General features: G+C 57.3%; 8 protein-coding genes. 5 read left to right on the plus strand and 3 right to left on the minus strand.

The features are described from left to right. Positions 1–45: 45 nt before the first annotated feature. The 5 genes from FHS27_RS18045 to FHS27_RS18065 all read left to right on the plus strand — a co-directional run bounded on the left by FHS27_RS18045 (position 46) and on the right by FHS27_RS18065 (position 8,502). Complete coding sequence (locus FHS27_RS18045; protein WP_184306272.1) at positions 46–1,299, plus strand: hypothetical protein; 1,254 nt, start codon at positions 46–48, stop codon at positions 1,297–1,299. 141 nt (positions 1,300–1,440) lie between these two features. Further along, entirely contained in the window at positions 1,441–2,586 is a 1,146-nt protein-coding gene (locus FHS27_RS18050) for a hypothetical protein (protein WP_184306273.1), read from the plus strand. Between the two features lie 185 nt (positions 2,587–2,771). Beyond that, complete coding sequence (locus FHS27_RS18055; protein ID WP_246420076.1) at positions 2,772–6,374, plus strand: PSD1 and planctomycete cytochrome C domain-containing protein; 3,603 nt, start codon at positions 2,772–2,774, stop codon at positions 6,372–6,374. Then, positions 6,371–7,912: a DUF1501 domain-containing protein gene (locus tag FHS27_RS18060; protein WP_184306274.1), complete on the plus strand. Its 1,542-nt coding sequence runs from the start codon at positions 6,371–6,373 to the stop codon at positions 7,910–7,912. The genes FHS27_RS18055 and FHS27_RS18060 overlap by 4 nt, the downstream gene beginning before the upstream one ends. A gap of 122 nt (positions 7,913–8,034) precedes the next feature. After that, positions 8,035–8,502, plus strand: a complete 468-nt coding sequence (locus tag FHS27_RS18065; RefSeq protein WP_184306275.1) for an anthrone oxygenase family protein — start codon at positions 8,035–8,037, stop codon at positions 8,500–8,502. Positions 8,503–8,641: 139 nt separating this feature from the next. Here the strand turns inward: FHS27_RS18065 and FHS27_RS18070 are convergent, their stop codons facing one another. From FHS27_RS18070 to FHS27_RS18080, 3 genes are all read right to left on the minus strand, one after another. Then, complete coding sequence (locus tag FHS27_RS18070) at positions 8,642–9,571, minus strand: hypothetical protein (protein WP_184306276.1); 930 nt, start codon at positions 9,569–9,571, stop codon at positions 8,642–8,644. Positions 9,572–9,989: 418 nt separating this feature from the next. Then, positions 9,990–12,194, minus strand: coding sequence for a 1,4-alpha-glucan branching protein GlgB (glgB, locus tag FHS27_RS18075; RefSeq protein WP_184306277.1), 2,205 nt, complete (start codon positions 12,192–12,194; stop codon positions 9,990–9,992). Positions 12,195–12,272: 78 nt separating this feature from the next. After that, a complete protein-coding gene (locus tag FHS27_RS18080) occupies positions 12,273–12,941 on the minus strand; it encodes a ribonuclease HI (protein WP_390853899.1) in 669 nt (222 codons plus the stop codon). Between the last annotated feature and the right edge of the window lie 234 nt (positions 12,942–13,175).

Here is a 13,175-nt window from a genome sequence, read left to right on the forward strand (position 1 = left end):
GTGGACGCGAATGGCCAATCCGTCTACCGGGGAAGACTCTCGTCAATGAACGCGGCACTGCCAGTTGTTACCGAATCGCGCGGACCCGACACACCGAACTCGTTAATCGAGATTGGCGTTGTTGTGGCGGGCCCCCTGGATATGGTGGATGCCCGTGCCGCGCGGGTTGCGGTCGAGCAGACGGACCGGCGGTTGTCGGAACTGTTCGAGGAGTTTCGGTTTAATTTCTTCGAAATCAAACGGCCCGAAATGACGGGCACGAGCACGACGGGCAACGGCCGCGTCGAGCCGAGTGTGTTGTTGCAACAAGCGGTTGAGGAACGCGATTCCCGGCACTGGGACTTTGCGATCGTGTTGACCGCGTCGGAGTTGGTCGGCAACTATTCCCCGTTTTGTTTTGCGGCGATCAGTCGTCCGCTCGATGCCGCGGTGTTGTCGATGTCGTTGATCGATCCGTTGGCTTTGGGCGTGGAAGCGAACCGAGCCGAGCGGGTGGAGCGAATCGCACGTCGATTGAGCCGGTTGATGTTGCATAGCATCGGTCACCTTTGTGGGTTGCCCAAGAGTGATCACCCGAACGATTTGTTGTTTCATCCGCACAACGCGCAGGCACTCGATTTGATGGCGGGGATGGACACCGAGAGCATCGATCGCCAGCGTCGGGCGTTGGCGGAAATTGCTGACCAGCGATTGGAAGAAGGTGCGGGTCGGTCGCTCGGTAAGCCGATCTTTGCGATCCGGGCGGCGTGGATTAACCGCAAGGAAATCCTGCAGGCGATCTGGGCGGCGCGGCCCTGGGAGTTTCCCAAACGGCTCAGTCGATTGACGATCGCCTCGTTTTCAACGCTCGCGATTTTGTTCATGACCGCGGAGGCGTGGGACCTCGCGCTAGCGCAGAGTCACACGCGTTTGCTCGCGCTGTTCGTGCTGACCATTTTGGCGACGACATGTTACGTGGTGCTGCGTCAGCAGTTGTTGGTTCGTCGAGGAACCCGTCGCACGGAACAGTCCGTCGTGACGTCGGCGGCTGCCCTTGGGATTGTTTTCGTCGGGATGGCGACAACGTGGACGGCGCTGTACTGCGTCGGCATCATGTTGGCGTACTCGCTTTTCCCCGGGCCGTTGATTGCCGGATGGGCCGCGTCAACGACGGCCGGTCCGAGTGAGCTCGTCTGGACCGATCGGCCTCAGATGGCTGTGTTTGCCGCGTCGCTGGGGTTGCTGATCGGAGCCCTCGGTGCGAGTTTTGAGTCGCAGCATTATTTTCGGCATATCATCTTCGTTGATGAAGAGATCTAGAGCATTTTCGAATGTGACGTAGCCCATGTTGTCAGACTTCGTGAGACTGAATTCTGGCGAACCCCGTTACCGTGAATGGGCACGCCCTCGTTTGTAGTGCTCCGGGTTGAGGAAGCATTCTCGTTTGGGAGGTGATGGCTCGTGATGCTCCTTATCGTGTTGTTGATCTTTTCCACCGCGTTGTCGACGTTGGGATGGGTTGCGATCCCGTTGGCGCTCGGGCCTTGGCCGTGGTGGTGGCGTTTGATTTCGTTGGTGCTGTTGTCGGGGGTGATGGGGTGGATTGCCGTGATCGCCAAAATGGGAAACGAGGCGACAGGGTTGGTTTTTTTCGGAATGATCTTTGCTGCCGCTGCGTCACTGTTGCAGCCCGGTTCGGTTCGGAATTGGTTGTGGGGCATCTCGGGTCTGTGTGGATGTATCGCGTTGGTATGGATGCGAGAGGTCCGCGTTGACGCGGCGCCCACGGTCGTGCGGGCGATGTTGTTGGTCGTTGGAATCGCGGCGACCGCGGTGGTGTTGCGGTTTTTTGGGGCAAGAATGATTTGCCTGACGGGAAGCCTCGATGAGGAGGAGTTGTTGTGCGGGACCGGTCGTGGACTGGATGATTGGTTTCTCGAGTTCGATCAGTTTGTTACTGACAACGGGCAAGGCGAGTCGGCGGCCGATCGCACCGTCGAAAGTCGTCGCGGATTCATTGAGCATCTGGGCACGTTTGGGCTTAGCGAAGCTTGGAAGCTCGCGATCGCGGATGCCGTCGAGATCGGACGCGGACGGTTGCCGATCGGGAAAGGCAGCGACGGTCGACTGGAATTCGTCCGACAATCAATCGTTCAAGTTGACGGTCAGACGGTGCAGCGTTCGCCGCTGGAAATGGTGTTGATCGGGATTCGCGAGGTTCGTTTTTCACTCTCGCAAATGTTTGTCTGGTCAATTGCCGTCGCCGTGATAGCCGGATTGTTGAGGCGTTCGGATATTGAGTTTCCGGTGCCGTACGACTGGGATTACGGAGTGTCCGCGTTGGTCTTGCTCAGTACGACGACGTGCCTGTCCGCGATCGGTGCGTTGTCGATCACGCCCCGCCGGCTGACTCTGTTTGTGTGTTTGGCGGTCGCGACAATCATCGCGGCGACGTCGCCAGTTGTGCTGGGGGTACAGGGCATTCGGCTCGGCCCCGTGGCGACGATGTCGGCGGTCGCGTATTTGGTGATGGCGGTGCAGTGGTTCGGATTCTCGTTGATGAGGTCCCGCGGATATCGGTGGGTCTGGGCGGGACGAACGGCGTGATTCCGTCGGGGGGCGAGGTTGAGTGACGGGGTGATGAGTGAGAGGAAGAGAGTGATTTGTGTTCCCTTTTTGAGACTCGTGAAATCCTTCTGTTTCACAAATCGAGACTCTTGGCTACAATGGAACTCCCGCCTCGCGACTGCTGTGTCGCTGTTCGCTCGCCCCTGAAGTCGATGGATTTTGCGATGGTATCAAGGTGTCTTGCAATCGCTCGCGTTCTGCTTTTGCTGAACTTAGCCGCTTTCTGCGGAGGGATTGCCGCCGGTGACGAAGGAGTGTCGTTTCAAAACGATATTCGGCCGTTGCTTTCGGACCGCTGTTTCGCCTGCCACGGTCCGGACGAGAACAACCGAGAATCGGGGGTGCGTCTCGATACCGCCGAAGGCGTCGCGTCGGTCATTGACCTTGATGCGTGGGACGAAAGTCTATTGATCGAACGTGTCCGCACCGACGACCCTGACATGGTGATGCCACCTGCGGAATACCACAAACCGCTCGATAAGGACTCGATCGACCTGCTCGAGAAATGGGTTCGCAGTGGCGCCGAGGTGCAGGCACATTGGTCTTTCATTCAGCCTGTCAAACATTCGCTCAAAGAGGCCAGTGAAGCTGCTGAACAAGAAATTGCCGAAGAAGGTAGCGGAGAAGTTGTGGCCGTCGAGGAAGCAGCGGCGGGCGATCCCGTGATCGATCGCGTGGATCGCTGGATCGATGCGGCATTGGCGAAGCGATCGCTTGTTGCCAACGGTCCGGCCGACCGCGCCACGCTCGCTCGCCGTGTGACGTTGGATTTGACCGGATTGCCGCCGACGTGGGCTCAAGTGCAACGGTTTGTTAGTGATAACTCACCTGACGCATATGAGAACTATATTGATGAGTTGATGGCGACGCCCGCGTATGGCGAACACATGACGCGGTATTGGCTCGATCTCGTGCGTTACGGCGACACGCACGGGATGCATCTGGATAACTATCGCGAGATGTGGCCGTATCGAGATTGGGTGATTGAATCGTTCAATCAGAACAAGCCGATGGATGTTTTCATCACCGAACAGCTCGCCGGTGATCTCTTGCCCGATGCCACCATCGCTCAGAAGATCGCGTCGGGGTTCAATCGATTGAATGTCACGACCAACGAAGGCGGATCGATTTATGATGAAGTCTTCACGCGAAATGTGATCGACCGCACTGATGCGTTCGGAACCGTTTTCTTAGGACTGACGACGGGCTGTGCGGTTTGCCACGACCATAAGTTTGACCCGATATCACAGCGTGATTTTTTTGCGTTGTCGGCGTTCTTCAATTCGCTCGACGGGCGAGCGATGGACGGGAATGTGAAAGATCACGCGCCGTCGATTCGCGTTCCGAGCGAAGAGGACACACAAAAACTCGCCGAGATCGATTCCGAGCTTGCCATCTTGGACGAGCAGATTGCCGGTGATCTCCCGGAGGTGGACGAGGCCGAGAAAGTTTGGGTCGCATCCTTGGCGAACAAGCCCAACGACGTCCATGCGGGGATCGTCGTTCGATCTGCGTCGGCGAAGGCGGAGACGGAGGTGAGCGTTGTTGACGATGAAGTCGTGCATATCGGTGAAAACGTTTCGGAAAAAGACACGATTGAAATCGAGGCCGAATTACCGCCGGGTGCATGGCGGATGATTGAACTGAGTGCATTGACGGACGAAAAGAACCCACGCGTCGGAACGGCGGTCAACGGCAACGCGGTGCTCAGCGAAATTGTATTGAAAACCCGGCCCCACGGCAGTGAAGAATGGTTGCCGATCGAGATCACCTCCGGCGTCGCCAGCCACCAACAAAAAGGTGACGGATTCGCGGTTGAGCGTGCCTTCGATGGAAAATTGGATGCGACTCAAGGCTGGGCCGTCGGCGGACACGAGAGCAACGGCGACCGGTCGGCGTGGTTCCGATTGTCGTCCGTGATCGAGTCGTCGGGAGATGAGCCGACGAGTCTACGGATCGAATTGCATTATCAATCAGTGCATGCATCGCACGCGCTTCGCGACGTTCGGTTCACAGCGTATGAGTCGCCGGAGGCGGTACCCGCGTCACAAAAGATTCAGTTGTCCGAAGTGCATGTCGTCGGCCCGTTGTCCGTTGAAAAAGCATCAGGTGCTTACGAACATGAGTATGCGGGTGAGAAGGCGGACGCGTTTGATCCAGACGCGGTCGTGCCGGTCGGCGAGACGGAAATGCGTTGGGAGCAACATGTTGACGTGTCTCTCGTTGTGAGGAATGACTTGCCGTACCGTGAAGACGGACCGTCGGTCACTTTGTTGCATCAAACGTTGCAATCGCCCTCGGACGCGACGGTCAATTTGATGATTGGTAGCGACGACGGTTACGTTGTCTACCTCAATGGCAAGAAGGTCGCGCAATCACGCGGCAAACATTCGCTCAAACCGTTGTCGGCAACGCATGAGTTGAAGGTTCGAAAAGGTGACAATCATCTGTTCGTTAAGCACGTTCACCATGAGGGTGCCGCAGGAATAACCTATGCATTTGCGTCTCGAATGGTCGAGTTGTCCGAAAGGGTGCGTGAGCGACTCGTTGCGGTCGAGCCCGGCACCGATGACGCGGCTGCATTGCGGCGTTTTTTCCGTGATGTGTATTGCCAGTCGCCTCAATGGCTCGCGTTGCAGGACATGCGAAACGGTTTGGCAAAGCTGCGGTCGGAGACTGAGGGCAAGATCCCGACAACGTTGGTGTGGAAGGAAACCGCGGAGCCGAGAAAGGCTCACGTGCTGCTGCGAGGGCAATACGATGCTCCAGGCGACGTGGTCGAACGCGACGTTCCCTCGTTCTTGTCGCCGATCGACAAGTCGAACCCGCCCGACCGATTGGATCTCGCCGAGTGGTTGGTCGCTCCTGAGAATCCGTTGACCGCGCGTGTGGCCGTAAACCGTTTTTGGCAGCAACTCTTTGGGACCGGGTTGGTCAAAACGAGTGAGGATTTCGGGAGTCAGGGGACTCCTCCGTCGCACCCGGAATTGCTCGATGAGTTGGCGATCGACTTCCGTGATAGCGGATGGGATGTCAAAGCGTTCATGAAACGGTTGGTGATGACTGACGCGTATCGCCGAGATGCGAGGGCGAGTCGCGAGATGTTGGCCGTCGATCCGAATAACCGCTTGCTCGCACGGGGCCCGCGTTATCGGCTCGATGCCGAGGTGCTTCGAGATCAGATTCTCGCCGTTTCCGGATTACTCGTGGATCAAGTCGGTGGGCCGAGCGTGAAGCCACCGCAGCCGGCCGGATTGTGGGCTGCGGTCGGTTACACGGATTCGAACACGGCGACGTTTGTTCCCGATGAGGGCGACAAGGTCTACCGTCGCAGTGTCTACACGTTTTGGAAACGCACCAGTGCTCCGGCCGTGATGGCGACGTTCGATGCGCCGAGTCGCGAATCGTGCACGGCTCGTCGCGAACGTACCAACACGCCTCTTCAGGCGTTGTTGATGCTTAACGAGCCGCAAACGTTGGAGGCGTCTTTGGAACTTGCCAAGCAGACCATCGCCATCGCCGAAGTCGACAATGAAGAGCTCGACAATGAAATTCGCATGCGTGGTTTATTTGAACGCGTGGTCTTGCGATCACCAGAGCTCGTGGAACTCGAGTCGCTGGTAACGTTGCTCGACGATCTAACAACCTATTACGGCAATGAACTCGAGCAAGCGTCTGCGTTAACGGGGGCGTCGGATGCGACTTTGGCCGCATGGTCCGTCGTCGCCAGCACACTATTGAATACTGACGAGGTGGTTTCGAAATGAGTCATTTATCCGACCAACGTATTGCTGAATTGCTGGCCGCCTCGGATGCTCAGACGCATTTGTCGCAGTTGACCCGTCGCTCGCTTTTTTCGAGTTCCGCCGTCGGGCTCGGTGCCGCGGCGCTCGCGTCACTCGATGGGACGCGTTCGCTCGGCGCGGAGTTAGCGTCCAGTGCTCCGGTGCCCGCCACGCCGACGGGTAACGAGACGGCTGTGGGTGGGCGACCGGATTTGCCGCATCATCCGCCGGCGGCCAAGCGAGCGATTTACTTGTTCATGTCTGGTGCGCCCAGCCAGATGGATATGTGGGATCATAAACCGGAGATGGCTGACTGGTTTGACAAAGACCTGCCGGAATCGATTCGGCAGGGACAACGACTGACGACGATGACGAGTGGGCAGGCTCGTTTTCCGATCGCGCCGAGCATCTACAAGTTTGCGCCGCACGGTCAGAACGGCACGATGGCGAGTGAGTTGATTCCGCACATGGCGGGCAAGGTCGACGAGATCGCGTTGGTGAAATCGATGTACACCGAAGCGATCAACCACGATCCGGCGATCACGTACATTTGCACCGGGAATCAATTGCCCGGAAAGGCGTCGCTCGGCGCATGGCTCAGCTATGGCCTCGGTACCGAAAACGCGGACTTGCCGGCATTCGTCGTGATGACCGCGTCATGGACGGGAAGAAAGCAGGCACAGGCGTTGTATAACCGTTTGTGGGGCAGCGGTTTTTTGCCGAGTCGCTATCAAGGCGTCGCCCTTCGCAGCACCGGTGACCCTGTCTTGTATTTATCCAATCCGTCGGGAATCGATTCACGAGTCCGCAGGCGTATGCTCGACACGTTGGCGGACTTAAATGCGGAAACGCTTCGCCGTATCGGCGACCCGGAGACCGATGCCCGGATCGCTCAGTACGAGATGGCGTTCCGGATGCAAACGAGTGTCCCGGATTTGACTGATCTGAGTGACGAGCCCCAGCACGTTTTGGATCTTTATGGACCGGACGTTTTGAAGCCCGGTACGTTTGCAAACTGCTGTTTGATGGCGAGACGGATGGCTGAACGGGGCGTTCGCTTTACCCAGATCTTCCACCGTGGATGGGATCAACACGGCGCGTTGCCCAAAGATTTGCCGAACCAATGTCGAGATACCGACCAGCCATCGGCCGGATTGCTAACCGATCTCAAGCAACGTGGTTTGCTCGATGATACGTTGGTGGTTTGGGGGGGGGAATTTGGGCGGACGATTTATTGCCAAGGAAAATTGACCAAAGACGATTACGGTCGTGACCATCATCCAAAGTGTTTCACCGTTTGGATGGCGGGTGCGGGCATCCGGCAAGGCGTCGTGCACGGCGAGACCGATGAGTTCAGCTATAACATTCTGCGTGACCCGGTTCACATCCGCGATCTCAACGCAACCATCCTCGATCAGCTAGGCATCGATCACGAACGCTTTACCTATCCTTTCCAAGGCCTCGATCAAAAGTTGACGGGCGTAGAAGAAAGCCGTGTCGTGCGAGAGTTGCTGGTTTAGCGAGCGACGATGGCGTGATCATCGCTGTGTGCTCTCTGTTGGTGTATTGACCGACGGATTTCGGCGGTGGAGGCGAGCTTGTCCTGGAATCGAATGTTTGACCCTATGATGAAACGCTCGGAATGTTCTCTATTTTGATTGCGGCGACGGTTGGTGCGGGTTTGGTAACGGGCCTGTTATTTGCGTTTTCCAACTTTGTCATGCGTGCGTTAGCGGACTTGCCGAGAGAGCATGGGATGTTGGCGATGCAAAGAATCAATGTGAGGATTATCAATCCGATTTTCGTCTTCTTGTTTCTTGGTACGCCCTTGCTTTGCGTGCTGATTGTGATTCATACGCTGCGGAGTCTGGAACTATCGGAGAATTGGCCCGCACTGCTCGGCTCATTGTGTTATTTGCTTGGGCCCTTTGGAGTGACGATGTTGTTTAATGTCCCTCTGAACAATCGCCTTGCAGAAGCGGACGTTACTGAAGCGGACGCCATTTGGACAGACTATCAATTGCGGTGGCAACGGTGGAATCACCTGCGGACGTGCATTGGGGTGGTTGCTGTCGCGTTGCTCGCGAGTGGTATCGCTCGGGGCATGTAACGCCACGTACTGGCGAATGCGCATCACGGTGAAAACCTTGTGACGAGACTCGATTCGCCCGCGGCACTTTGGCGGTCTAAGGTGGAGCGGTTCGAATCTGTCGGATGCTCGTCTGTGGTGTGCCTGCGTTGGCGTGTGGCTAGGCGTCGGTCGGCTTTTGGTAGAATTTGCTCAAGTCGAATTCTTGGCGTTGTTCCTGTTCCATCAGTTTGATGCGTGATTCGAGACGCTCGATTCGACGCAGCATCGCCGGGATGGTATCGCGATCGGTCTCTTCTTTGATTGGTCGTGGAACGGGCGGGTATCCGAGGTGCCGCTGCATTGCACCGAAGAGATAGACCGGGTCTTTGCGACGGTTCGCCAGCGCGATGCGACCTTCTTTTTCGCCAAACAGGAACGGGCCTTTGCCATCGAGGGGAACGTTTTCCTCGATCAACCGTCGGCGATACTCGTCGCTGGCGAGAAAGAGGAGGTCGGCCATGTCGACGAGTCCCACGTTGGCTCGCAAGTCGAGCAGCCATTTCGTCCAATCGGCATCGTAGACGGGATCGTTGCTCATCGCGGTGAGGCCGGCGTCATAGCCGAGTCGGTTTCGCGAGATCGCTTCGAAATGGAAGAAGAAAAATCCGCTGCGAGCACGTTGCGCCATGACGGTCGGTGTCATCGCGCCGCCGCCTCGCGGGATCGTGGAGAAGGAATCTCCGAGGTTGCCTTGCGTGTCGATGGATTCCAGACGCGCGGTATAGTCGGCTCGGAGTTTCGCGTCGGCCTGCAGGACCTGTAATGCGATGTGGATTGTGAACCGGCCGGTTTCACTTTCAGATTCACGGATCAAAAAAGTTTGAAACGGAGAGAAGTAATGCGATAGTCGGGCCATCGCGTCACCCATCAGTCCGGAGTGCCGTAACTCCGTCAACATGAAATCGATCGCCATCGGCAATCGTGTCGTCGCGAGCAACTCGTGGCGGAGTTGCCCGAGGAGTTCCTGCATGGGCGTTTGTTCCGCGATCCGTTCCCGCAGAAGGTCGAATAGGTATGCCTGTTCGACGTATTCGGCGTTATCGAGCATGTTTATCGATTCTCGGGGCGGAGCAAGGGATCGCACAACTCTTTGATGCGGCACGCCAAAGTGAAGTGAGGGGGAGCAATCGCAACATCGCACGGTGCAACGAATGTTATACACGACTCCGTGATCGCTTGGACTGGCCGACTCACGAGAGGGATTGGCATCGGATCCGGCACTCGGTGATCTCTGTCTGTTCCTTGATGCCCCGTTTGCTCTGCACCGTTCGGCTCTGGCTCATGAGGCCATGACCGCTCGGCTTGCACCACTTGAGTCTCAACGTTGTTCGACTTTCGTTGAGGGAGGACGAAAGCGGATGCCATCGGCCGTGCAGAATTGAGACTGCACGACCGCGACTGTTGGGGTGGGAGGGCGGCGTGATGCAAACGCGAGCGGTTGAAATGCCTTTGTCACCTACGCGGAACTACTGTTCCAATCGCAGGATAGTCGTCCCCAGTGGCGGCAACGTGACGGCAATGCTGTCGGGTCGACCATGGTGGCCGATGCCACGGCTGTGTTTGCCGGGATAGTTGCCAACGTTGCTGCCGCCGTACGCTTCACTGTCGCTGTTGAAAACTTCCTTCCAAAATCCCGATTCGGGGACACCGATCGGATAGTTTTCACGCACGACGGGCGTGAAGTTGCTGCAGATGAGCATTGGTGGTGAGCCCGGCATTCCTTTGCGGAGATAAACCAACGTGCTGTCTTGAGCGTTTTGGCAATCGACCCACTCGAATCCTTCATGACCAAAGTCGAGGTGATGAAGTGCAGGGTTGTCGATCACCAATTTGTTCAAGTCGGACACGAGTTGTTGCACGCCGCGGTGTGTTGCAAAGTCCAGCAATTGCCACTGCGGTCCGTCGTCTTCGTTCCATTCGTTCCACTGGGCGAGTTCCCCACCCATGAACAGCAGTTTCTTACCTGGGTGCGTCCACATGTAGGTGTAGAGCAACCGCAGGTTGGCGAACTTCTGCCACATGTCACCTGGCATTTGGCTGATCAGGGATCCCTTGCCGTGAACGACTTCATCGTGCGAAAGAGGCAACATGAAGTTTTCGGTGAAGGCATAGATCAGGCTGAACGTCAATTCGTTTTGATGGTACTGACGATGGATCGGTTCGTTCCGCATGTAACGCAACGTGTCGTTCATCCAACCCATGTTCCACTTATATGTGAAGCCCAGGCCGCCTTCGCTGGTCGGTTTTGACACACCCGGCCATGCCGTTGATTCTTCGGCTGCGGTGACCACACCGGGATGGTTCTCGTGAACGGCGTCGTTGAACTCGCGGAGGAAGTCGATCGACTCGAGGTTTTCGCGTCCGCCGTAACGATTCGGAACCCACTCACCATCTTCGCGGCTGTAATCGAGGTATAGCATCGAGGCGACCGCGTCCACGCGGAGTCCATCGATGTGATACTTGTCGAGCCAGAACAACGCGTTTGCGATCAAGAAGTTCTTCACTTCGTTGCGACCGAAGTTGAAGATCATCGTTCCCCAATCGGGATGTTCGCCTTGCCGCGGGTCGGCGTGCTCGTAGAGAGCCGATCCGTCGAAGCGGCGTAGTCCGTGGTCGTCTTTGGGGAAGTGGGCGGGGACCCAATCGATCAGAACGCCGATGCCGTTTTGGTGCAGGTGGTCGACGAAGAACATGAAGTCCTCCGGGTTGCCGTGACGGCTGGTCGGGGCAAAGTAGCCGACGCTTTGGTAACCCCATGAGCCCGTGAACGGGTGCTCGCTGATCGGCATCAGTTCAACGTGCGTGAAGTTCATGCGGTGGCAGTAGTCGGACAATCGACGTGCGAGGTCGCGATAGTCGAGCCAGCCGTGTTTGCGACCGGGGCCTTTTTGCCAGCTGCCGAGGTGGACTTCGTACACGTTCATCGGTGCGTGCATCGGGTCGAACTCGGTGCGCTCCTGCATCCACTCGTTATCGCTCCACGCGTAGGAGTTGATGTCCGAGATGATGTTCGCGGTCAGCGGTGGGAGTTCCGAAGCGAACGCGAGCGGATCGCACTTGTCCATCCATTGGCCGGCTTCGCTGAGGACGCGGAATTTGTATCGTTGGCCGGGTTTCGCGCCGGGGATGAACAGTTCCCAAATTCCGAGGTTGGGTAGGCGTCGGGCGCCGTGTTGGCGTCCGTCCCACGAGTTGAAATCGCCGACGACCTGGATCGCTCTCGCGTTGGGCGCCCAGACGGCAAAGTTCACACCTTCGACGCCGTTAACCGTTCGCAGTTGCGCGCCGAGGCGTTCGTACAAACCGTGGTGTCGACCTTCGCCGATTAGGTAACGGTCAAAATCAGTCAGCAGACTCGGAGTGGCATACGGGTCGGTTGTTTCAATCGTTTTGCCTTGTTTGTCTATCATCTCGACCTTGTAGTTGCTCTCTGGAGTTTCGTCAAAAATGGCTTCGAATACACCTTCGGGGTGTAAACGACGCATGGGTCTTCGGAGTCCGTTGGACGAATCGACCACCCAAATCGATTGGGCTTCGGGTTCATACATGCGGATTGCGGTCGCCTGCGTTCCACGATAATCGACTGAGTGTCTACCAAGCAAACTGCCGGGATCGGACACATTCCCGTCAATAAGCGATTGGATGCTGGAGAGGGAGAGTTGCGTATTCATGCGGTGTCTGCAAGACGTTAAAAGGTGGCCGGAGCGTGTAAGAGTTGAATATGCGAATAAAACAAAAATGATGAGCGGTTATTTCGGGCGTTCTTGACCGATCATGGCGATGCGGTGCGCCCGTTGGCTGGTGTCGACGGCGGACTGCAACAGCCAATCTCGCAGCCGATTTCCGGTGTGCGGCGAGCCCTTCGCGGTGTGCGCGGATTCGATCCGCGTCCGCGGCGTGTGGCAGACGATCGCCGTGCGGGCGTCGGTGGATGGCTGATTCTGGATGCATTTTTCAGCGGGCATCGTTAATCGTTGGGACGATGAAACATCGGGTCGGCTGACCATGCGTGCGGTCAACAAACACGCCTGTACCTCATGAATTCCCAGTGCGTGATCGATCCGCCGCCACAGATCGGCATGTTGAACTTCGACCCGCCTGCCGAAGTGGTCCCACACGAAATCGCTACGCCGCCAACGTGGTAGCGAATCGGTCAGAGACCTGATCAGATAGCGATTGTGGCTCAACAGTGTTACCCCAGATGGGCCGTCGATTGCTTCCAGTCCTCGTACCGCCGCCAGAAGCGTCAAGCGGTTGAGATCCCCCCGTTCGTGATCCTCGGCTTCGAGAATTGGATCTCCCCCGGCGGTTTCGATCGCGAATTGCCATCGTCCGTCGTCGAGCGTCGTGCTTTGTGCGGAAACAACGAGCAATAAGGATGCCAAGTTCGGTACCGGCGAAACGGGTTCCGAACCCATCGACGGATTGAGTGCCTCGGCGACTGCCCGTTCGGCAAACGCGAGTCGATCGAGGGCGAGCGATTCGGACGACTTTCTGGTGGGGTATTCAATCATGGGAGGTTAGGGTCCGCCGAAGCGGAGGCATGCGAAAAGGAGCGTCGATTGGGGGAGGCAAATTTTCGGGCGACGGCCCGAGTCGCCCTGGTTGGTGGGAAGAACCAGAGTCTCGGGCCGTCGCCGGGGCGCGGCGTT

The organism is Aporhodopirellula rubra (genome assembly GCF_014192335.1).
Taxonomy (GTDB): domain Bacteria; phylum Planctomycetota; class Planctomycetia; order Pirellulales; family Pirellulaceae; genus Rhodopirellula; species Rhodopirellula rubra.